20 protein-coding genes and 3 pseudogenes are annotated in these 19,910 nt (G+C 69.3%); 8 read left to right on the top strand and 15 right to left on the bottom strand.

All coding sequences use genetic code 11. The features are described from left to right. Nucleotides 1-28 precede the first annotated feature (28 nt). The 3 genes and pseudogenes from AB0I23_RS20220 to AB0I23_RS20210 form a co-directional block, all read right to left on the bottom strand. The gene (locus AB0I23_RS20220) at nucleotides 29-187 is read right to left on the bottom strand and encodes a hypothetical protein (RefSeq protein ID WP_359110976.1); all 159 of its coding nucleotides are present in this window, start codon (nucleotides 185-187) and stop codon (nucleotides 29-31) included. A gap of 110 nt (nucleotides 188-297) precedes the next feature. Beyond that, nucleotides 298-747: a hypothetical protein gene (locus tag AB0I23_RS20215; protein WP_359110974.1), complete on the bottom strand. Its 450-nt coding sequence runs from the start codon at nucleotides 745-747 to the stop codon at nucleotides 298-300. A 76-nt stretch (nucleotides 748-823) separates the two neighbouring features. Further along, nucleotides 824-1,189: pseudogene (locus AB0I23_RS20210) on the bottom strand (alpha/beta hydrolase fold domain-containing protein); the annotation flags it as partial. A 132-nt stretch (nucleotides 1,190-1,321) separates the two neighbouring features. Here AB0I23_RS20210 and AB0I23_RS20205 point away from each other — a divergent pair. Then, nucleotides 1,322-1,960: a TetR/AcrR family transcriptional regulator gene (locus tag AB0I23_RS20205; RefSeq protein ID WP_359110970.1), complete on the top strand. Its 639-nt coding sequence runs from the start codon at nucleotides 1,322-1,324 to the stop codon at nucleotides 1,958-1,960. A 133-nt stretch (nucleotides 1,961-2,093) separates the two neighbouring features. On the opposite strand, the gene AB0I23_RS41705 is transcribed toward AB0I23_RS20205, so the two are convergent. The 5 genes from AB0I23_RS41705 to AB0I23_RS20180 all read right to left on the bottom strand — a co-directional run bounded on the left by AB0I23_RS41705 (nucleotide 2,094) and on the right by AB0I23_RS20180 (nucleotide 5,576). Beyond that, nucleotides 2,094-2,327 carry a type II toxin-antitoxin system RelE/ParE family toxin gene (locus AB0I23_RS41705; protein WP_436846963.1) on the bottom strand — a complete coding sequence of 78 codons (234 nt, stop codon included), beginning with the start codon at nucleotides 2,325-2,327 and terminating at the stop codon, nucleotides 2,094-2,096. A 29-nt stretch (nucleotides 2,328-2,356) separates the two neighbouring features. Beyond that, on the bottom strand, nucleotides 2,357-2,764 hold the full coding sequence (gene msrB / locus AB0I23_RS20195; protein ID WP_359110968.1) for a peptide-methionine (R)-S-oxide reductase MsrB: 408 nt from the start codon (nucleotides 2,762-2,764) through the stop codon (nucleotides 2,357-2,359). A 10-nt stretch (nucleotides 2,765-2,774) separates the two neighbouring features. Then, nucleotides 2,775-4,169, bottom strand: a complete 1,395-nt coding sequence (murC, locus tag AB0I23_RS20190; RefSeq protein WP_359110966.1) for a UDP-N-acetylmuramate--L-alanine ligase — start codon at nucleotides 4,167-4,169, stop codon at nucleotides 2,775-2,777. A gap of 40 nt (nucleotides 4,170-4,209) precedes the next feature. Then, nucleotides 4,210-4,662 (bottom strand): indole-3-glycerol phosphate synthase, encoded by a 453-nt coding sequence (locus tag AB0I23_RS20185; RefSeq protein WP_359110965.1) that lies wholly within the window; start codon nucleotides 4,660-4,662, stop codon nucleotides 4,210-4,212. Nucleotides 4,663-4,811: 149 nt separating this feature from the next. After that, entirely contained in the window at nucleotides 4,812-5,576 is a 765-nt protein-coding gene (locus AB0I23_RS20180) for a pyrimidine reductase family protein (RefSeq protein ID WP_359110963.1), read from the bottom strand. 36 nt (nucleotides 5,577-5,612) lie between these two features. Between AB0I23_RS20180 and zapE the strand changes: the two genes are divergently transcribed. From zapE to AB0I23_RS20160, 4 genes are all read left to right on the top strand, one after another. Next, nucleotides 5,613-6,737 carry a cell division protein ZapE gene (gene zapE / locus AB0I23_RS20175; RefSeq protein ID WP_359110961.1) on the top strand — a complete coding sequence of 375 codons (1,125 nt, stop codon included), beginning with the start codon at nucleotides 5,613-5,615 and terminating at the stop codon, nucleotides 6,735-6,737. A gap of 44 nt (nucleotides 6,738-6,781) precedes the next feature. Next, on the top strand, nucleotides 6,782-7,207 hold the full coding sequence (locus tag AB0I23_RS20170; RefSeq protein WP_359110959.1) for an OsmC family protein: 426 nt from the start codon (nucleotides 6,782-6,784) through the stop codon (nucleotides 7,205-7,207). A 315-nt stretch (nucleotides 7,208-7,522) separates the two neighbouring features. After that, nucleotides 7,523-8,902: an alkaline phosphatase PhoX gene (locus AB0I23_RS20165; protein WP_359110957.1), complete on the top strand. Its 1,380-nt coding sequence runs from the start codon at nucleotides 7,523-7,525 to the stop codon at nucleotides 8,900-8,902. Between the two features lie 386 nt (nucleotides 8,903-9,288). Further along, nucleotides 9,289-10,191, top strand: a complete 903-nt coding sequence (locus AB0I23_RS20160; protein ID WP_436846967.1) for a polysaccharide deacetylase family protein — start codon at nucleotides 9,289-9,291, stop codon at nucleotides 10,189-10,191. A gap of 9 nt (nucleotides 10,192-10,200) precedes the next feature. Here AB0I23_RS20160 and AB0I23_RS20155 read toward each other — a convergent pair whose 3' ends face one another. From AB0I23_RS20155 to AB0I23_RS20140, 4 genes are read right to left on the bottom strand one after another with little or no spacing between them, the layout of a single operon-like run. Beyond that, nucleotides 10,201-10,392 (bottom strand): hypothetical protein, encoded by a 192-nt coding sequence (locus AB0I23_RS20155; RefSeq protein ID WP_359110955.1) that lies wholly within the window; start codon nucleotides 10,390-10,392, stop codon nucleotides 10,201-10,203. A gap of 14 nt (nucleotides 10,393-10,406) precedes the next feature. Beyond that, nucleotides 10,407-11,075, bottom strand: coding sequence for an ABC transporter (locus tag AB0I23_RS20150; RefSeq protein ID WP_359110954.1), 669 nt, complete (start codon nucleotides 11,073-11,075; stop codon nucleotides 10,407-10,409). After that, nucleotides 11,072-11,914, bottom strand: coding sequence for an ATP-binding cassette domain-containing protein (locus AB0I23_RS20145; protein ID WP_436846966.1), 843 nt, complete (start codon nucleotides 11,912-11,914; stop codon nucleotides 11,072-11,074). Before AB0I23_RS20145 ends, AB0I23_RS20150 begins: the two co-directional genes overlap by 4 nt. 44 nt (nucleotides 11,915-11,958) lie before the next feature. Further along, entirely contained in the window at nucleotides 11,959-12,636 is a 678-nt protein-coding gene (locus AB0I23_RS20140; RefSeq protein WP_359110953.1) for an AIM24 family protein, read from the bottom strand. A 72-nt stretch (nucleotides 12,637-12,708) separates the two neighbouring features. Here AB0I23_RS20140 and AB0I23_RS20135 point away from each other — a divergent pair, with 72 nt between their 5' ends. Next, nucleotides 12,709-13,479, top strand: coding sequence for a peptidyl-tRNA hydrolase (locus AB0I23_RS20135; RefSeq protein ID WP_359110952.1), 771 nt, complete (start codon nucleotides 12,709-12,711; stop codon nucleotides 13,477-13,479). A gap of 26 nt (nucleotides 13,480-13,505) precedes the next feature. Continuing rightward, nucleotides 13,506-13,683: pseudogene (locus AB0I23_RS20130) on the top strand (DDE-type integrase/transposase/recombinase); the annotation flags it as partial. 410 nt (nucleotides 13,684-14,093) lie between these two features. Here the strand turns inward: AB0I23_RS20130 and AB0I23_RS20125 are convergent. Then, nucleotides 14,094-14,702 carry a response regulator transcription factor gene (locus AB0I23_RS20125; protein WP_359110951.1) on the bottom strand — a complete coding sequence of 203 codons (609 nt, stop codon included), beginning with the start codon at nucleotides 14,700-14,702 and terminating at the stop codon, nucleotides 14,094-14,096. Between the two features lie 1,509 nt (nucleotides 14,703-16,211). Further along, nucleotides 16,212-16,517, bottom strand: coding sequence for a hypothetical protein (locus tag AB0I23_RS20120; RefSeq protein WP_359111036.1), 306 nt, complete (start codon nucleotides 16,515-16,517; stop codon nucleotides 16,212-16,214). Nucleotides 16,518-17,264: 747 nt separating this feature from the next. Here AB0I23_RS20120 and AB0I23_RS20115 point away from each other — a divergent pair. Beyond that, nucleotides 17,265-18,386, top strand: coding sequence for a ParB/RepB/Spo0J family partition protein (locus AB0I23_RS20115; protein ID WP_359110950.1), 1,122 nt, complete (start codon nucleotides 17,265-17,267; stop codon nucleotides 18,384-18,386). Here the strand turns inward: AB0I23_RS20115 and AB0I23_RS20110 are convergent. Continuing rightward, nucleotides 18,376-19,427, bottom strand: a pseudogene (locus AB0I23_RS20110) (ISAzo13-like element transposase-related protein). The gene AB0I23_RS20115 and the pseudogene AB0I23_RS20110 overlap by 11 nt on opposite strands. Nucleotides 19,428-19,910: the final 483 nt, after the last annotated feature.

The raw sequence follows: 19,910 nt of genomic DNA, 5'->3' as shown, positions 1-19,910 counted from the left end.
AGCCGTACCCCCGTCGGCCCGGCGGGGCTCAGTCCGGTACCAGGCGCAGCGAGGTTGCCCACGACGTGAGTGTGGCGAGGTACGAGTAGTGGGTGGTCAGTGTCCCCGTCAGTGCGGAGAAGACGTTGAAGGCAGCCTCGTCCGCGACCGGGAGCACCCCGCCGAGGCTTTCGAACAGGGAGTTCACCGCGAGTCCGTATCAGTCGAGTCCACGTTGAAGGCACGTCGGTGCCCGCGGCCCCGCCCCGAAACCCAAGGTGGCCGCCCGCCCATCACGTGCGGAGTCCGCCGCCGGCGTCATGCCGGTCGCGGTCGTCTCCACAGCAGCGTGACCGCCAGGAGGGCTACCGGGAAGGGAGCCATCCCGGCCCAGCCCAGCGCCGACGGCAGACCGGTGTCGCCGGAGGTGTCCTTGGTGAGCAGCCCGATCAACCCGACGCTGGTGCCGACCACGAACATCACGGTCGCGGCAGGACGGGCCCACCGCTTGCCCGCCTTGACGGCCCGGATCGTCCAGAGCCAGGCGATGACGCCGAGCGCTCCGATGACGGACAGCAGGACCAGGTAGGTGGTGACGGCTGAGTCGACACGCGTCTGGGTGTACGCGGGATAGCCGGCCTGGATATGGTCGGCCAGCAGATGGGTGGTGGCACGGTCGACGTACGGGGCGACCGTCGCGACGACCGTCAGCCCAAGGCCCGTGTACATCGCTCCGATGGCCAATCTCTCATGCCGTGTCTTCGTCATCAGAGTGCTTCCTTTCGAATCAGACGGTGGGGAAGGCCCGGAGGAACTCGAGGATCTCCGCCCGCGCAGCCTGGGCCTACGGCACCACGCCCGGCATGGTGAGGAACGCGTGCCCCGCTTCGGGGTATTCGGTCAGCCGCGCCGGTGTCCCGGCGGCCCGCAGTCGCTCGACGTAGCGGCGGCCGTGATCGGCCACCGGGTCGTGAGTCGGCACCACCACGAGCGCCGGGGCCAGCCCGTTGAGGTCGTCGGCATACAGCGGCGAGACCGCCCGGGGGTCGGCTCCCGGTGGAACGGCGAGCCGCTGGACCAGCTGCGGCACCGCGAGGGTCGGGGTGAGGGCGTGCTCGGTGACCGAGGCGTGGTCGAGCATCGTCTCGGTCACATCGACAGCGGGGTTGACCAGCACCTGCGCCTGGAGGCGCAGGCCGGCTCCCGCGGCCGCTCCGTGGCAGTGACCTCACTCATATTTCCCCCTTGGGGAGATTCGACCGACGACCTGAAACCTACGACGTAGGTTTGCGCTGCGCACGATAGTTTCTACGATGTAGGTTTGACAAGGAAAGAAGTGGGCGTGGCCAGACGCACCCAGGGCACCTCAGCGGGACTTGACCGCGAGCGCATCGCCTCCGCCGCCGTCGCAATGGTCGACCGCGACGGCCTGGAGCGCTTCGGGGTACGGCGACTCGCGCAGGAGCTCGGGGTCGACCCGATGTCGATCTACCACCACATCAAGGGCAAGACGGCACTGCTGGACGCGATGTCCGAGGCGGTGCTCGCCGAGGTGGCGGCCGCCGCGGACGATGACACGTCCCATGACTGGGAGGAAATCGCCCGCCGGACGGCGCACGGCTACCGCGAGATGGCTTACCGACACCCCCGGGTGTTCCCGCTGCTCGTGACCCGCGCCCAGACCTCACCGGCGGCCATTTCCGCCCTGGAGGTGCTGGTCGCCGCGATGCGTGAGGCCGACCTGCCCGACCGGATGGTCGCGGACGCGCCCATGGTGCTGTTCAGTTTCCTCAACGGACACCTGCTGGCGCGCACGAGCGGCGGGCCTGACGGGCCTGGCGCCGTGCCCGCGTTCGACGCCGCTGCGTACCCGGCCCTGGCCGCCCTCACCCCCCTGATGGCCGACTTCGGATCGCTGGCGGAGTTCGACCGGATGCTCGACACCGTGCTCAGCGCGATCAAGGACCGGGCCGCCCGCTAGGAATCCCGCCGGTGTTCACGGCAGGAGTCGGTGGGCGGAGGCACGAGTCCCACCCGCGCATGGGAGGGGATGGGCCCGGCGGCTTCCCGGTTCTCGCGGGCCTTGCGCTTTGTCTCCTCCCAACTGACCGTGCTCATTCGTACTCCCTGGTATCGAGTTCGGCGAGCTGCACTTGGTAGCGCTTCTCGGCGAGCGGGATGTCGGCGTCGTACCAGCGCTGCCAGTTACCTGCCTTGTCGCCGGCGACCAACAAGACCGCCCGGCGTACTGGGTCGAACGCGAACAGGATCCGGATCTCGCTCGTCCCCGACGAACCCGGTCGCAGCCCCTTCATGTGGTGCTGTTCCGCGCCCTGCGTCACTCGCACGGGGGCCGTCAGCCCGGAAGGCGCGGACGTCAGCCCTCGTCCGGTGCCAGGCGCAGCGAGATCGAGTTGATGCAGTACCGCTGATCCGTCGGCGTCGGGTAGCCCTCGCCCTCGAAGACATGGCCCAGATGCGAGCCGCAGCGGGCGCAGCGCACCTCGGTGCGGACCATGCCGTGGCTGCGGTCCTGGATCAGTTCGACCGCGTCGGTGTCCTTCGGGTCGTAGAAGGACGGCCAGCCGCAGTGCGACTCGAATTTCGTGTCCGAGCGGAACAGCTCGGCGCCGCAGGCCCGGCAGGAGTAGACGCCGGCCGCCCTGGTGTCGGTGTACTCACCGACGAAGGCCGGTTCGGTGCCGGCCTGGCGCAGCACCGCGTACTCGGCGGGCGTCAGCTCCGCGCGCCATTCCTCGTCCGGCTTCTCGATGTCGTACGGCACGGTCGCTCCCTCAGCTCGACAGGTGATCCAGGATCTGCGGGCCGAGGTCTGTGACGTCGCCCGCCCCCATGGTGAGAACGAGGTCGCCGGGCTTCGCCATTCCCGCGACGACCTCGGGGACCGCCGCCTTGTCGTGGACGGCGGTGACATCGGCGCCGGCCGCCTTCGCCGCGTCGATGATCAAGGCGCTGGTGATGCCGGGGATCGGGTCCTCGCGGGCCGGGTAGATGTCCAGGACCACGGAGGCGTCGGCGAGGGCGAGAGCCTGGCCCATCTCCGTACCGAGCTCCTGGGTGCGGGAGAAGAGGTGGGGCTGGAAGACGACCAGGAGGCGCGAGTCGGCGGCGGCGCCGCGCATCGCTTCGAGGTCGGCGGTCATCTCGGTCGGGTGGTGTGCGTACGAGTCGATGACCTGGACGCCCGCCGCCTCGCCCTTGAGCTGGAGGCGGCGCTTGACGCCGGTGTACGTGCCGAGCGCGGAGGCCAGGTTGTGGGCCGGGATGCCGAGCGCGACACCGGCGACGAGAGCGGCGACCGCGTTGAGGGCGTAGTGGCGGCCGGGGACGGAGACCGTGAAGGTGAGGTACTTGCCGTTCAGGACGACGGTGACTTCGCTGGTCAGACCGCGCGGGGTGATCTTGTGGACCCGTACGTCGGCCGTCTCGGACTCGCCGTACGTGACGATGTTGAGCGACGCCAGGTCGCGTACCCGCCGCGTCAGCTCGACCGCGCCGGACTGGTCGGCGGAGACGACCAGGGTGCCGCCGGGGACGATCTTCCCGACGAACGTCTCGAAGGAGTCGTAGATCTCGTCCATCGAGGCGTAATTCGCGTGGTGGTCCAGCTCGGTGTTGAGGACGATCGCGACCTCGGGGTCGTACTTCTGGAAGCTGCGGTCGCTCTCGTCGGCCTCGGCGACGAAGATGTCGCCCTCGCCGTGCCTGGCGTTCGTGCCGGGGCCCGCGAGGTCGCCCCCGATGGCGTACGACGGGTCGAGGCCCAGCCCGGACAGGGCGACGGCCAGCATCGACGTGGTGGTCGTCTTGCCGTGGGTGCCCGCGACGGCGATTGCGCGCAGGCCCTGCATCAGCGAGGCGAGCGCGTCGGAGCGGTGCACGACGGGGATCGACAGTTCGGCGGCGCGCAGCAGCTCCGGGTTGTCGGCGCGGATGGCGCTGGAGACGACCACGCAGGACGCGTCGTCCGCCAGATGGGCGGCGGCGTGCCCGATGTGGACGGTGGCCCCCAGCGCCCGCAGTGCCTCGGCCGTGCCGGACTCCTTGGCGTCGCTGCCCGCGACCTTCGCACCGCGACGGGCGAGGATCTTCGCGATGCCCGACATTCCGGCGCCGCCGATGCCGATGAAGTGCGGCCGTTCCATGGCGGCAGGAATACCGGGTGCCATGCGTGTGTCTCCCCAGAAGTCGTCGTGAGTGGCCCCCAGCCTATTCGCTGTGCGCGAAGAGCTTGAGCACCGGTACGCCGACCTTGTGCCGGGCCCGGGAGGCCCAGTCGCGGTGGAAGAACTCCTCCACGTAGTGCGGGGCGGTCAGCACGATGACCTCGTCCGCCCCCGCCTGGTCGACGACGGACTTGAGCTTGTCCAGGGGATGGTCCTCGACCACCTGTCCGACGGCCTCCGAGCCTGCCTGGCGCAGTGCGGCGAGGGAAACCTCGAGTGCCAGTTCGGCGGGTTGCCTGGCGTCCTTGCCCTCCGGCTCCTCGAGCTCGCGGGCGGCTTCCTTCAGCTCGCCGATCGCCACGTCGTCGATGGCGCGCAGCAGCACATCGGCCTGGTCTCCGCGCGGCTGCATCAGTACGACGAACGAGGTCTCCTCCTCCCCGTGCAGGGTGGTGACGAACTCGACGTCCTCGGAAGTGAGGGGCTTCTCGATCATCAAAACGCTGGTGAACACCTCGGGCGCCCTTCTGCTTCATCGACCCTCGACGGCCGCTGCTGAAACCATCCTTCCCCGTGCTCGCACGGGGTCTGCGTGAGTCATTGTGCCCACCGGGGGCTAACCGGAACGGGAAATTCCGCCGATTGTCAGATCCGACGGTACCGAGTGAAGAGGAACCCGGCCTCTTCCAGCATCGATGCGAGGGTGAATCGTTCCGGCACCGCCACCGAGGGGCCGCCCGTGATCCGCTGGGCGTCCCCGGCGGTCAGCATGGGCGAGAGGGTGAGACAGAGCTCGTCCAGCACCCCGGCGGCCACGAACTGGCCGAGCAGCCGGGGCCCGCCCTCCGCCAGCTGCCGCTTCAGCCCGCGGTCCGCGAGCTCCCGTACGGCCCTGGCGGGGTCCACCCGGGAGCCCTCGCCCGCGATCACCACCTCCGCGCCCGCGCTCCGGGCCGCCTCGATCCGTCCCGGCGGAGCACCGGCGCCGGTGACCACGAGGGTCGGGACGAGCGGCGAGACGAAGAGCGGAAGCGAGAAGTCCAGGTCCAGACTCCCGCTGACGACGGCGATCGCCGGTGCGGGTCCCTGCCCGGCCGCCGCCCGCCGCGCGGCGAAGGCGTCCCTGGCCCTCGCGGGCCGGTACCCCTCCATCCGTACGGTCTCCGCGCCCACCACGACCACATCGGCCAGACCGCGCAGCGTGCCGAAGATCCGCATGTCGGTGTCGGACGAGATCGGCTGCGAGCGTCCGTCGTGCTGCGCGGCGCCGTCGAGCGTGGAGACCATGTTGGCGCGCAGCCAGGGGCCGCCCCCGGCGGGGTACGCATAGGCGTCGGCGAGCTCGTCCAGACTCCACTCCCCTCCTTCGGCAGCCGGTGTCGGGTCGGTCACAGGGAAGAGGCGTCGCATTCGTGCAGTCTCGCACGGCGCTTAAGCTTGAGAGCTGTGTCGTCATCCACCGCCGTGCCGGGGCAGAGCCCCATAGCCGAAACGGCCCCGCTGTCCCTGTGCGCCCTTGAGCCGCACGTCCCCGCCGACCGTCTGGTCGCCGAGATGGTGCCGCCGCCGCGCTTCGACTCGGTGCGCTTCGACACGTACGCCCCCGATCCCGACCAGCCCAGCCAGACCGACGCGGTGAAGGCTCTCGACGAGTTCGCGCACGGGCTCGGCGGGGCGCACGCGACAGGCGCGGGCAGGAAGGGAAGCGCGCGAAGCGGATCCTCGGAGGGATGGTGGCGGTTCGGTAAGAAGACAGCACCGGTCGCCGGGCCGCGCGGTGTGTATCTCGACGGCGGATACGGCGTCGGCAAGACGCATCTCCTCGCCTCGCTCTGGCACGCCACGCCCGCCGCTCCCTCGCTGAAGGCGTTCGGCACCTTCGTCGAGCTGACCAACCTGGTGGGCGCGCTGGGCTTCCAGCAGACCGTGCAGACGCTCAGCGGGCACCGGCTCCTGTGCATCGACGAGTTCGAGCTCGACGACCCGGGTGACACCGTTCTCGTGTCGTCGCTGCTCAGCAGGCTGGTCGAGGCGGGGGTGGCGCTCGCCGCCACCTCCAACACACTGCCCGGCAAGCTCGGCGAGGGGCGCTTCGCCGCCGCCGACTTCCTGCGGGAGATCCAGGGGCTGTCCTCGCACTTCCGGCCGCTGCGGATCGACGGCGAGGACTACCGGCACCGCGGGCTGCCCGAGGCACCGGCGCCGTACTCCGACGAGCAGGTCACCAGGGCCGCGTACGCCACCGAGGGCGCCGGCCTGGACGACTTCCCGTCGCTGCTCGACCATCTGGCCCGCGTCCATCCGAGCCGGTACGGCGCGCTGACGGACGGCATCCGGGCGGTCTGCCTCACCGACGTGCAGCCGGTGCCGGACCAGTCGACGGCGCTGCGGCTCGTGGTGCTCGCCGACAGGCTGTACGACCGGGAGATACCGGTGCTCGCCTCCGGGCTCCCGTTCGACCGGCTGTTCAGCGACGAGATGCTGAACGGGGGGTACCGGAAGAAGTACTTCCGGGCGATCTCCCGCCTGACGGCGCTGGCGCGCGACGCAAAGGGACTGGTGGCGCAGTAGGTTCGGGTGCGGTAGGTAACTCCACCCATCCGAAGGGATCCAGCATGGCAACCACGCGTCAGGCGCACACGGTCTGGGAAGGCAACCTGATCGAGGGCGAGGGCGTTGTCACCTTCGACTCCTCCGGCATCGGGGACTACGCGGTGTCGTGGCCGTCCCGCGCGGAGAAGGCGAACGGCAAGACCAGCCCGGAGGAGCTCATCGCGGCGGCGCACTCCAGCTGCTTCTCGATGGCCCTGTCCAACGGTCTGACCACGGCCGGCAACGCGCCGACCCGGCTGAACACCCAGGCCGAGGTCACCTTCCAGCCCGGCACCGGCATCACCGGCATCCACCTCACCGTGCAGGGCGAGGTGCCCGGTCTCGACGAGGCGGGCTTCATCAAGGCCGCTGAGGACGCCAAGGCGAACTGCCCGGTCAGCCAGGCTCTGACGGGCACGACGATCACGCTGACCGCGTCGCTCGGCTGAGAGCCTGTCGGGTGACCTTCGATCGGAGAGCGGACGCGGCATGGTGCGTGCGATTCCAAGGCGCCGGGATGGCCTTGTAGCGGAGCTACCAGGGCATTTCGGCAACGCCGGAAGCGTGCGTGCCAGGGCGTGGCCGCCCGATCAGAGGTCGCCCGACAGGCTCTGACCGCACAGGCGGCCCCGGGGGTGGTCCCACGGGCCCCTGCCGGCCCCTGACAATCACGAGGCTCAGTGACCCGCGTGGTTCCCGCGCGACGATTCGCGTGGTACACACATGCGGGTCACTTCTCCTGTCCGCCAGCAGGGAGTTACCTCATGTCATCAACCGCACCTCGACGACTCGCAACACGACGCCAGATCCTGGCCGGCAGCGGTGCGACCGCTGTCTCGATCGCTTTCGCCGGGGCCTTCTCCGAACTCTTCGCGGGTACCGCGGCCGCCCGTGGCCACAGCGGCTACGGGCCGCTGGTCCCCGACACCGACGGTCTGCTCGATCTGCCGAAAGGTTTCCGCTACCGGGTCCTGTCCCGGGAGGGCGACCAGCTCCGCTCCGGCGAGGGCCGGGTCCCCAGCAACCACGACGGCATGGCCGCGTTCACCGGCCACCGCGGCCGCGTCCATCTCGTCCGCAACCACGAGAACCGGGTCACCGCGAAGATCCCGGTCCCGACCGTCGACGGCCTCACCTACGACCCGATGGGCAAGGGCGGTTGCACGGCCCTGGAGCTCGACAGCCGGGGCGCGGTCCTCGGTGAACGGGTGGCCATCGCCGGCACGGCAGTGAACTGCGCGGGCGGCCGGACCCCGTGGAACACCTGGCTGACCTGCGAGGAGACCGAGGACCGGGCCGGCACCAACGGCTACACCAAGGACCACGGCTTCATCTTCGAAGTGGACGGCGCCGACCCGCGCCGTACCGGAGCCGTGCCGCTCACCGCGATGGGCCGCTTCCAGCACGAGGCGATCGCGATCGATCCGGACAACGGGATCGTGTACGAGACGGAGGACGCGTTCGACAAGCCGTTCGGGCTCTTCTACCGCTTCCTTCCGGAGAAACCGCTCGGCGGCACCGGCTCCCTGCGGGCCGGCGGCGAACTGCAGGCCATGCGGGTGCCCGGTGTCCCCGACCTCTCCGTCATCCAGGAGACCGGTGCGAGCTTCGACCGCATCGAGTGGGTCCCCGTACCGGATCCGCAGGCCGCCGGAACGCCGATCCGGTTCCAGGACTTCGGCCCGAAGGGCATCACACACGCCCAGAAGCTGGAGGGCTGTTACTGGGGCGGCTCGTCGGTCTACTTCGTCTCCAGCTTCGCCCAGAGCGCGGCGGGCTCGGCGGCCGACCACTTCGGGCAGGTGTGGCGGTACGAGCCGGAGCGGCGCCGCCTCACGCTGGTGGTCGTCTTCGGTCCGGGCACGGACGTGCAACTGCCCGGTGAGTCCCCCGACAACATCTGTCTGACGTCCGACGGCGGGCTGATGGTGTGCGAGGACGGTGACGGCGCGCAGCATGTATTCGGCGTGACGCGGCACGGCGAGGTGTACGCGATGGCGCGCGGCCGGCAGAACATCGGGACGGCGGAAAGTCCGGAGTGGGGCGAGTTCGCCGGAGTCACGTTCGCTCCGGACGGCGGGACGATGTTCGTGAACTGCTACAAGCCGGGGACGACGTTCGCGGTGACGGGTCCGTGGCGCTGAGGCGCTGAGCGGTACGGGGGCGGCGGCGCGGTCCGCCGTCCCCGTCCGGGACCGGGCATCGGCCGCTCCGGTCGGCGAAGTCCCCGTCCGAGGCGCGCAGGTGCGGCCGCTCGGCCGCGATGGCCCGGTACTTCCGCGCCTCGTCCCGGTCGGTGACGACGCCGGTCCTCGGAAGGACCGTGGGCCGTTGGGCGGCGCACGGCCCCGGTGGGCACCACGGCCGCGCGGCGGCTGCTCGGCCTCGCGCGGTCTACCTGCTCGACGGTCGCGCGCGACTCGACGGGCCGGGCGATTCCGGGGAACGGACTCGATCCGGAGGAGCGCCGCACCGGGCTCCTCCCGGGACGATCGACTACTTTCCATAAGTGACCAACTCTGTACGAAAATTGACCGCAGTGGCCACTTTGAGTGTCGCTCTGGGCACTGTTCTGATCAGCTGCGGTGCTGACACCTTGTCAAAGAGCGCGGGTTCAAACGTCACCCACGCCCCCCGGCAGGCACAGTCCGCCACCCCGCCGCCGTCACCGTCCGTGAAGCCCACGCCCGTGGAGAACCAGCCACCCACGATGGCACCGGACCGGGCCGGGTTGACACCGGTCTTCAAACGCGCGCGGAACACCACGGACAAGGTCGTGGCGCTCACCTTCGACGCCGACATGACAGCCGACGAGGGTCCGCGCGCAGCCGCGGGCGAGCACTTCGACAACCCGGAGCTGATCGCGCTGCTGCGCCGCCTGAAGGTGCCCGCAACCGTGTTCATGACGGGGCGGTGGGCGGACGAGTACCCGACGCAGGCCCGGTTCATCGGCACCGACCCCCTCTTCGAGATCGCCAACCACTCCTACAGCCACTACGCCTTCACCTCGCCCTGCTACGGACTTCCGGTCCTGGGCAAGGCCGATATGCGCGCCGACGTGGAGCGGGCCTTCAGGGCGATCCGGAAAACGGGCGCGCTCCATGTGGTGCCGTACTTCCGCTTCCCCGGCGGCTGCTACAATGATGCGGCGCTGCGCACGCTGGCGTCCGAGAAAGTGACGGCGGTGCAGTGGGACGTGGTCAGCGGCGACGCGTTCGCGACGAACGCGAACGCGGTGGCCGAGCAGGTGCTGGCCGGAGTGAAGCCGGGGTCCCTGGTCGTCATGCACTGCACGCGCAGCGCCGCCCCCGTCACGGCCGAGGCCGTGGGCCAGGTGGTACCGGAACTGCGCAGGCGCGGGTACCGCTTCGTGAAGGTCTCCGAGCTGATGGGGAGCCGACCGGACGCCGGCCGAACGCCGCACACCCCCTGACGACAACAGCTAGCCGGAGCAGGCCGTGCGCTGTGCCTCCTGCCATTCGCAGACCGGGCAGAGCGTGATGCCCTTGACCGACTCCGGGTACTCGGTCGGCTTCCGGCACAGCACGCATTCGGCGTACGGAGGAACGGAATCCGCCGACACGGGCCTCGTGTCGGGCGTCTCGCAGTACGGCTCGTCCAGGCGCTCGTCCATGCCTGGGAGCCTACTCATCCGCGCAGCGAAGTGAGCCTGCAGACGACCGCCGCCACCGCGCAGGCCGCCGCGGCGGCGCAGATCAGGGGCAGGGCGGGGATGTGTACCGCTCCGGTCAGCGAACCGGTGACCAGTCCCGTGACCGCGTACTTCGCGGGCGATCCGGTGGTCACCAGGGACAGCAGGGCGGCGAGCGCGGTGGTCGCGGCCGACCAGCCGCGACGGTGCACCACCGGGCGGGTGCACAGGGCGCCGACCGCCGCTCCCAGCAGCGCGCAGCAGGCGGCGGCGAGCAGCCCGGCGAGTGCGGCGGGCAGCAGCGGGACACGGACGGTGTGGTCGGCGTTGGCCGGATCGCTGATCAGCAGCACGATCGCGGTGGCCGCCGTGCCCAGTAGTCCGGCACAGGCCGCGGCGGTGAGCAGCGATGCCAGATGGACCCGCGGCTGCCCCGCCACCGCGGCGGCGACGGTCCGGGCGGCGGGTGGTTCCTGGGTGGCACAGAGCTGGACGAGCCAGGCGGTGACGGGCAGGAGCGCGGCGGCGGCGTAACCGAGCGAGTCGAGCACGGGCTGCCCCGACCGGACTCCCACAGCGAGGAAGACGGCGTACAGGAGAACGGGGGCGAGCCAGCGCTGGGAGCGGAGCAACAGGGCGGCCTGGTAGCGGATCAGGGCGGTCATCGTGCCTGCCGGGCCTCTGACGGTTCGGTCCGGGGCACCGGTTCGGGTGCCGCTGCCGCCGACAGGCGTGTGATGTGCCAGGACGGGCGGACTGTGAGCAGAGCGCGCAGGAGTGCGTCGGAGTGCACGGCCGCGACCGTGAGCCGGACGGTTCCGTCGGTCCGGGGCTCCTGCACCGGTGCGCCGGGCAGCCCCGGGGGAAGGGCGGCCCCGGACGCGCCTGTGACCTCGATGCGTACCCGCGGCCCGGCCGTCCTGTCCCCGGTCTCCGCCGCCGTCACAGGGACGAGCCGGTGCCCCTCGATCCGGTGGGTGACGTCGACCGCCCCGGCCAGCCGGCGCGGATCGTGGTCGACGAAGACGACGGTGGCCCCGGCCGTGACCCGTTCCGCGACCGCGCGGTCCAGTTCGCCGCGGGCCGCCGTGTCCAGGCCGGTCCAGGCCTCGTCCAGGACCAGGAGCTCCGGTTCGGCGAGCAGCGCCTGGGCGACGGCGACCTTCTGGCTGGTGCCCTTGGAGAGTTCGGACAGGGGGGTACGGGCGTGGCCGGCGGCCCCGAAGCGCGCCAGCCACTCCTGCGCCCGCCCGGTCGCCTCCGGGGTCCGCAGACCGTGGATCCGCCCGAGGTGGACGAGGTACCCGCCGGCGGTGAAGGGCAGCGCCGCCGGGAAGCGCTCGGGAACATACGCCGTGCGCGGCCGTCGGCCGGTGACGCGGCCCTCCGTCGGGGCGTCGATCCCGGAGATCAGCCTCAACAGCGTCGACTTTCCCGTGCCGTTGGCACCCTCGATCCGGACCAGGGTGTGCGCGGGCAGGTCGAGGTCGACCCCGCGCAGCACCCATGGTCCGCCGAGGCCGTACCGTCGGCCCACTTCTGTCAGGTTCAGTTGGCCGACGCCTTCTCGGGCTTGAGCTCGCTGGGCCGGACGATCACGAACCCCTCTCCCTGCAGCATCAGTTGGACCGCCTCGCCGGAGCCGCCGCGGATCATCGAGCCGATGCTCTGCGAGCGGTGCAGCGAGGTGCTGAGCTGGGCGCTCCAGCCGACGACGGCGTCCGTGTCGACGTACACCGGCTGCTGGGCCGTGACGGGAATCACGATCGGGTGGCCCTCGCAGATCAGGCCGAGCTTGCCGTAGCCGCTGAACACGCTGTTGAAGAGCCCGCCGCCGGTTATCCCGGCGCCCTTCACGGTCTTGATCTCGTACGCGAGGGTGGGGTCGAAGCAGAGGACGTTGCGGCCGTTGACGGTGAGGACGTCGCCCTGCTCCATGTCCACGATGAAGCAGTTGGCGGCCTCGTGCGCGAACCACGCCTCGCCCTGCCCGCGGACCGCCATCAGCGGCAGCCCCTCGCCGGTGACGGCGCGCTTGAGCATGCCGCCGAGGCCCTGACCCTTGCGCTCGAACTGGAGATTGCCCCGGAAGGCGATCATCGACCCCTGGCGTGCGTGCATCTCGCCGTTGACGGCGTACTTGATGGATTTGGTGTTCTGCAGGGTCATTCCAGGGGCAGTTGCCGGCTGGACCATGTTCTCGCTGGAAAAGAGATCGCTCTTCATGCGGTGCATCCTCACCCGGACCGGTTCATTCCGCCAAGGAGCCCGGGCCGGGCGGCTGGCAGACTGGGACGAGTGAGCAGCAACGACACCTCCGCAACCCAGTCCCCGTCCGGCGCCCCGGCCCCCTCGGACTCCCCGTTCCACTCCGAGCCGACCAGCCGCGACGAGGCCCCGCAGTACGTGCTTCCGCTGGTGGTGCACATCGAGAAGACCGACCCCCCGGCCCGCACCGACGCGCTGCGGACCGCCGCCCGGGCCGTCCTCGTGATGCTCTCGGACGAGCGGTCGGTCGGCGAGGGCGAGTGGGCGCAGGTGATGCGCGACTGGCAGGACGCCCGGATCCGCAAGGTGGTGCGGCGGGCGCGCGGCGCGGAGTGGCGCAAGGCGTCCGCGCTGCCCGGCATCACGGTCACGGGCGAGAGCGCCGAGGTACGGGTGTTCCCACCGGTTCCGCTGGACGGCTGGCCGAAGGAGCTGGCGAAGCTCCAGGTGTCGGGGACGGACCTGGACGACCACGAGCCGCCCGCCGCACCCGACCCGTCCGGCCCGGTGCTCTGGCTGAACCCGGAGCTCGACATGTCCGCGGGCAAGGAGATGGCACAGGTCGGGCACGGCGCGCAGCTCGCCTGGTGGGAACTGTCGGACACGGAGCGCAAGGCGTGGCGGGAGGCAGGCTTCCCGCTCTCCGTCGCCACCCCGGACGCCGCCCGCTGGGCGGAACTCACCGTGAGCGGACTGCCGGTGGTGCGTGACGCCGGGTTCACAGAGATCGCCCCCGGGAAAACCGTTGTAGTGGAGGGGGCCCATCGTGTCGGTACTCTCCCGCGCCTACGACGACCGTAGGCGGGCTACTCCGCATCGTGCCGAGGGTGGTCGTCACGGACAAGCTGCGCTCCTACGGCGCGGCCCACCGCGAGGTCATGCCCTCGGTCGAGCACCGCTCGCACAAGGGCCTGAACAACCAGGCAGAGAACAGCCACCGGCCGACAAGGCAGCGTGAACGCGCGATGAAGGGCTTCCGCTCCGTCGGCGGAGCCCAGCAGTTCCTGGCCGCGTTCAGCGGCATCTCACCCCACTTCCGACCCACGCCGCCACCTGATGACAGCCTCCGACCACCGAGCCGGGATGACCGTCCGCTTCGCCATCTGGGACCAGATCACCGGCTCTGCCGACCCGCCCACCACGGCCTGACCACAGGCCGAAGCGCAAGCCCACCACGCCCCGACGCGCCATCAGACACTCACACACCCAACAACGTGACAGCGCCTGCGGCACCACACCCGCCTGACGGTCAGCCGTTGCCCGGCCGTACGCCGACGCAGCGAAGGCGGACGGAGTCCGGCCACCCCACCGGCCCCCACCAGGGCCGGAACCGGCCACCGGGACGGTCGGGCCGACCGAGCCATCGCGGTCGAAGGCGCGTGGCCGCGGCCGGTGCCCCGTCCGCTTCCGTCGTCTCAGATCCAGCCGGCCCGCGACGCGGCGTGCACGGCACTCATCCTGTTCCCGGCCTTCAGCTTGCGGATGGCCGAGTGAATGTGATTTCGCACCGTTCCCGGGCTCAGGTGCAGCTGGGACGCGATGGCGCTGAGGGGGCGGCCGTCCTCGGCCGCCTTCAGGATCTCCGCCTCGCGGGCCGTCAGCGGGTTCTCGCCGGCGGCCAGCATCTCGGCGACCAGCTCGAGGGGGACGTGCCCTCCCCCCGCGTCCACCTCACGGATCACCCTGCACAGCTCGCGGATCGAGGTCCCCTTGGTGAGGATTCCCCGCACACCGGCCTTCATGGCCCGCTGGAGGTGCCCGGGCCGGGCGTCGCAGGTCAGGAGCACCACCGGGAAACCGGCCCGTTCCCGGTGCAGCTGCTCGGCGACCTCGATCCCGTTCATGCCCGGCATGCACACATCGAGAACGGCGAGCCCCGCCTGGTGGTCGTCCACCAGCTCCAGCACGCTGTCGCCCCGTCCTGTGTGGGCGACGACCTCAATGTCTCCCGACTGTTGGAGAAGTGCGGTGAGGGCCTCTCTGGTGAGGGCTTCGTCCTCGGCCAGGACAACCTTGATCGCCATCTTCCCTCCACCAGTCACTGCGGCTGAACGGCGCTGTCACTTCGACGCGATGGGTGAGATCAGGGCCGGGGCCGTGGATGAGTGTGCCGCCGACGGCGCGCAGCCGCGTCGTCGGACCGGCGAGCCCGGTCCCGCGGACCGCACCGCGCAGCCCAACACCGTCGTTGGTGATCCGCAGATGCGCGGTCCTGGTGCCGGTCCAGACCTCGACTGAGCAGCGATCGGCTTCACTGTGCTGGATGATGCCGGCAGCCGCCTCCCGCGCCGCCCGCCCGAACGCCTCCCGGACCGGCCGGGGCAGCGTGGCCGGAGTGCGGGTGCGGCCGAGCACATCGTGGACGTTCCTCGCGCAGAACCGCTTGTCCGCCGTGACCGCGAGACGTATCAGCTCCCGGTCGGGTCGCGGCCGAGTCCCCACGGAGGAGACATCGAGGGCCGGGGACAAGTCTCTGCGGGCGCACCTCTCCATCAACCGGGAATGCGTCTTCGCCGCCGCGAGACAAAACGGAAGGACACCTGTCATCGACGTGCCCCCAGGGTCGGCCTGAGCGCGAGAGCCGACTCCGCCGGTCGCGCGCACCGACCGGACGGTGTTCGTAGACGAACACCACCGGTCTCCTGAACCGCCGAATCCCGCAGGCGCGGCCGCCCTGACCGTTCGGGAACCGTGACAGACGGTGGTGGGCGGGTGCCACCAAGTCTCCGGTTCGCCGGGAGCGGGAGCCCGGCTCGGAACTCCGGGACTGATGTCGCGTGCCGTCGAAAAAGGTAACTGTAACCTTACTGCCAACACACGGTAGATCATTGACATTATCCCCCCGTTGTGCTTAAGAGCAGTAAAATGACTTTAACTTTAACCCCTCCAGCCTCAACTCTTCTACCCTCGACCTTCACTGAAAAGGCGTTTGACGGGTTGATGACCCGTTTGACCGCGCTCGGGCGAAGTGGGCCGGTCACAGCCTTCGCGGCCGGGATGGAGGTGTTTGTCGGCGGGCGCACTGCCGCGTCGCTCATCGCCCAGAACACGCGCAACACCTCCCGCAGCAAGGAGAGTTCAGGCAGATCGGCGGATGGGCAGCGCAGGCCGATGTCCCCGCAGTGGCGCTGGAGAACATCGATCGGAGACGACGACACGCGAACGCGACGCCTGTTCATGATCAAAGGCTTCGGTAACCTTGATCATCAGGGGCCGCGTTCGCCGCATCCGAGCACGGACGAGCAGGCCATCAGGGCATGTCCATACACAAGTTGTCCATCTCGCCGGGTGAGAACGCACGTGCTGGAGATTCGCCGGAAGTGAGCTCCAAGGGTGGTGGCTGCCGGGACGGCGGCGGATCAGCCGCAGTCCGTGGATGGCTGAAAGTGCGTCCGGCGTCATTCCTCAACTCACCCACCCGGGGGCAGCTGTTGCGGAAGGCTTCCCTGACGAGCCTCCGTCGCCGAGCCGGCTGGGCAGACAGCAGCCGGCTGCCGACGGAGCCCGAGGGCACCGTCGGCAGCCGGAATCGGTCACGAGGAAGCGGTCACGAGGAAGGAAGCGGTCATCTTCTGGCGATCGTTCAGGCCTGTCGATGCTTTCAGGACCTCGTCGGCTTGACGTTTGTAGGCCCTGTGATTGTGGTGGTTGCTATTGGTCGGTGGAGAGGCCTTGAACTGAGTGGGACTGTCGTACGGCGTAGGGCTGCCGGTTGTACTCACGGCCACCCATACGCCTTTCCGGTGGGAACTGTAGAGACCCGCCGATTCCATCATGCCAAGCCACCTGGACTTGCATTGTGGAAGGAGCGCGTTGAGCAAGGTAGAGGTGGAGTAGATGACAGCGGTGTTCCTGTTGCGCGTCGTGCGTTCATCTCTCGGCCGGCGCCGAGATCCGAAAAGATACCCTCGCCGTCGGGTGATATGGGGCTATGGCGTCAAACCACAGCATTTCTATCAACATGGCGTGATCCACGGTCAACGACACAGAACGGCCGGAGCTCTGCTCGTGCGACACTCGCTGGAACTTTGGGGTAGACGACTTCGATCAGAGCGTTCCCGCTGTCGAGGTCGAAGCCTGTCGCCTTCTGTGAGGGCGCCGGCGCGGCACTGGCCAGGGATCCCACCAGGGCAACCGCGGTGGCGATGGTCACCGCGTACCCGAGCCGCCGACTCCGCAGCCGTCTGAAATTCCTCACCGGATTTCTCCTTCCGGTCGACGTTCCACGTCTTGCAGCGATCGCCGGCGGACGGAAGGAATCGACTCCGCGCGTAAGTGCGCCTTCCCGGGGATACGGTTCACTCAATGGAAAGAGGTTGGCGCTTCGTTGAAACGAGGTTGGTGAATTCAGAACCAGGTTAGCTGAGCAGCTTCTTCTCGTCTACTGCTCGATCGAGTAGTAGACACTACCCACGCTGGAGCCCGTGCGGGTGTTGCTCAAGGCAAGGCCCTCCGGCAATGATGCGTGAGGGAAGACGTATTGCTTTCCGGGGATAGAACATCAGATGCGGCGCACTGGAGTGGTGTCTCATGTTGGCTTCCGCAGGACCAGTTTCCGTACGTACACCAGCTCCTACCGTCGATAGGTGAGTGTTCGGATGTGGAGCAATTTAGAGGCCCTGGAAACAGACAGTAACTCATCCAGCAAGGGATTTGTCGTGCGGGAGGCACATACGGAGGGGCCGGTCGCACCGGACGAAACGACCCCGGTTTCGGTGTCGATATTCTCGCTTCTTCCTGGTTATTCACCCCGACTGGCCGGGGAAAATTCCGAACATGTAAAGCTGTTGGCTGCGGCGCAGGATCTTCCACCGGTTCTCGTGCACCGGAGCACGATGACGGTCATTGACGGCATGCATCGCCTGAGAGCTGCGAAGCTCCGGGGTGACGAGACCATCTCCGTCAAGTTTTTCGAAGGTGACGACAAAGAAGCATTTCTGCTCTCTGTCCATGCCAACATCAAGCATGGGCTGCCGCTTTCCCTGGCCGATCGTGAGGCGGCGGCCAGCCGTATCCTCTCGATATATCCGCAATGGTCGGACCGGGCTGTCGCGGCTGCTGCCGGGCTGTCTCCGGCGACGGTGAGCGCGATCCGGCAGCGCTCATTTGTCCCGGCCGAGCGGGAGAGCGGCCGTGTGGGGAGAGACGGGCGGGTCCGTCCCGTGGACGGTTCGGCGGGCAGGCGGCGGGCGAGCGAGGTCATCGCCATGAAGCCCGATGCGCCCCTGCGTGCCATCGCCAGGGAGGCCGGCGTCTCGGTGGGCACAGCGCGAGACGTGCGTGAACGCCTGCGAGCGGGCCGGGACCCGGTCCTGACATCGCAGCCCGGCACGGCCAAGGAACGCGGACCATCCGTCGAGGGCGCTGTGGAGGCACAGCGGCACAGAGTGGGCAACGCTCGTCAGAGCATCGACTGGCGCTCGGTGCGGGTCAATCTGAGCAAGGATCCCGCGGTGAAGTATGCGGAGAATGGCCGCGCCTTCGTCCGGTGGGTCGACAGTCGCGCTATCGAGCCGGTCGAGTGGTGCGAGGTGATCGATGCCGTGCCACCGCACTGGCGGAAATCCGTCGCCGAGTTGGCTCGGTCGTGTGCCGTGGCCTGGCTGGAATTCGCGCAGGAACTCGAGCAAAGGGCGCCGGGCGCAACCTCAGCTCAGCGTGAAAGTCGTAGTGCCGGTGAAGGCAGGGAGCTGTCGATTAATAACTGATCGTTTTGGTGCTGTCCTCTCTGATGAGGTTCGCGAGGTCCTGGGCGGTGGCTGCGGTGATCGGGGCGGGCTTGATGGGGTGGCTGAACCCTTCCAGGACCGGGGTGATCTCGTGGACCGCGTCGCCGCCTGCCTCCCTTGGCGAGCCCAACAGTGCGGTCAACGCCCTGACTTGTGTCTTCCAGCGGTGTCGCATCACGGTGGCCGGCAGCCGATCGGACAGCGAGAGCGGGCCGCGCCGCAAGGTGCGGTGCCGGGCCCGCTTGTGGTGCAGGCTGATGGGAGGGTGGTCGAGGATGTACTGCTCGACGTCGGCCGGCAGCGCGGCGAACTCGCGTGTCTCCATGCCGCAGATCACCGGGTGGTGCAACCAGTTCGGGGCTCGGTCCTCCGGCTGGGTCCGATCCTCACCGGGCGGTGCCTCGACCGCAGCGGACGGTTCGGGCCGCAGGGTGTAGTTCCACTTCCCGTGCCACTCGTGCTCGGACAGCGGCAAGGAGTCCATCACCGCGTCGGACACGGTCAGACCGGTGGGGTAGGTGCCGGGGTCGAACTCGGCGTGGACGCTTGGAGCCTGTCGGGTGCGCGTCGTGGTGGCGCCGATGGTGTTGACCACGACTTCGTGGCTGGTCAGCGGCGACGGTGTCATGGCCGACCCGGTGTCCCTGACCGGCCAACTCGGCGGCCAGGTTCCGGGTGGACTTGACCGTCCAGCGTAGCGGGGACTCCGGATCACCGCGCTGATCGGGCTGGACCAGCGCCGGCAATGCCGGGATCGGCCCCGGATCGGCATCCACCAGCCGCTTACGCCCCGCACCTGCGGCTCGGACCCGCCCGGACGGCTCCCAGCCCACGATCCAGCTCGCCCGCACCACGCGAGACCGTCGACTCCGCGACCCCAGCGGCACGGGCGGCAACACGAATCCCGCCATGCCCCAGTACGCCGGCAGCGGCCCCCGACACCAGGCGCCGCTGCCGCTCATGCAGATGCGGCAGCAACTTGCCGAGCCGTGCCGCCAATACCGCCTCGGTCCCCTCCATCACACCCGGATCCTACGACCCCAACCCCCCTGACAAACCGAGGAGTTATTGATCGACAGCTCCCAGGGCTCCGGCGTAGTCGCGTGATGTCCGGTTCATCCGGCGGATGCCCGCGTTGTTCTGTGCGTCAGTACTGAGCTTGTCCGGTCGGGCTGGGTCGATGACTTCTTCGCCTGCCTGGCGGAAGTGTCCTCCGGAGTGAAGCCGCACCGGATGACGATGACGTATGTGCAGGCGCCGGTGGCGCCGGTCGAGCGCAGGAACAGATGGCAGACCGCGGAGCATGCCGGGCACGCGACGCCGGACCGGGTGCAATGGTCTGGTCGCGTCCGGCCTGGTGTGCGGGCCGGCTCGGGAACGCCCTTCGTGCGATCGAGAACTGCCACGTCGCCGTGTTCCGCGCGTACGCCACGGATGCCGGCCGGGCGCCGATCGACCGCGAGGCGTACGCACCCGGCGTTCGGTTGGAGGACGCGGCCTGCT

This window comes from Streptomyces atratus, assembly GCF_040655115.1.
GTDB lineage: Bacteria > Actinomycetota > Actinomycetes > Streptomycetales > Streptomycetaceae > Streptomyces > Streptomyces atratus_D.
This window is presented reverse-complemented; position numbering and strand designations above follow the sequence as displayed.

Excerpts from the sequence above, each read along its gene's own strand:
- AB0I23_RS20155 (WP_359110955.1), bottom strand. The coding sequence starts at position 10,392 with ATGGACGAGCGCCTGGACGAGCCGTACTGCGAGACGCCCGACACGAGG.
- AB0I23_RS20180 (WP_359110963.1), bottom strand. The coding sequence starts at position 5,576 with ATGCGACGCCTCTTCCCTGTGACCGACCCGACACCGGCTGCCGAAGGA.
- AB0I23_RS20125 (WP_359110951.1), bottom strand. The coding sequence starts at position 14,702 with ATGGCGATCAAGGTTGTCCTGGCCGAGGACGAAGCCCTCACCAGAGAG.
- AB0I23_RS20165 (WP_359110957.1), top strand. The coding sequence starts at position 7,523 with ATGTCATCAACCGCACCTCGACGACTCGCAACACGACGCCAGATCCTG.
- AB0I23_RS20170 (WP_359110959.1), top strand. The coding sequence starts at position 6,782 with ATGGCAACCACGCGTCAGGCGCACACGGTCTGGGAAGGCAACCTGATC.
- AB0I23_RS20150 (WP_359110954.1), bottom strand. The coding sequence starts at position 11,075 with ATGACCGCCCTGATCCGCTACCAGGCCGCCCTGTTGCTCCGCTCCCAG.
- AB0I23_RS20215 (WP_359110974.1), bottom strand. The coding sequence starts at position 747 with ATGACGAAGACACGGCATGAGAGATTGGCCATCGGAGCGATGTACACG.
- AB0I23_RS20140 (WP_359110953.1), bottom strand. The coding sequence starts at position 12,636 with ATGAAGAGCGATCTCTTTTCCAGCGAGAACATGGTCCAGCCGGCAACT.
- AB0I23_RS20185 (WP_359110965.1), bottom strand. The coding sequence starts at position 4,662 with ATGATCGAGAAGCCCCTCACTTCCGAGGACGTCGAGTTCGTCACCACC.
- murC (WP_359110966.1), bottom strand. The coding sequence starts at position 4,169 with ATGGCACCCGGTATTCCTGCCGCCATGGAACGGCCGCACTTCATCGGC.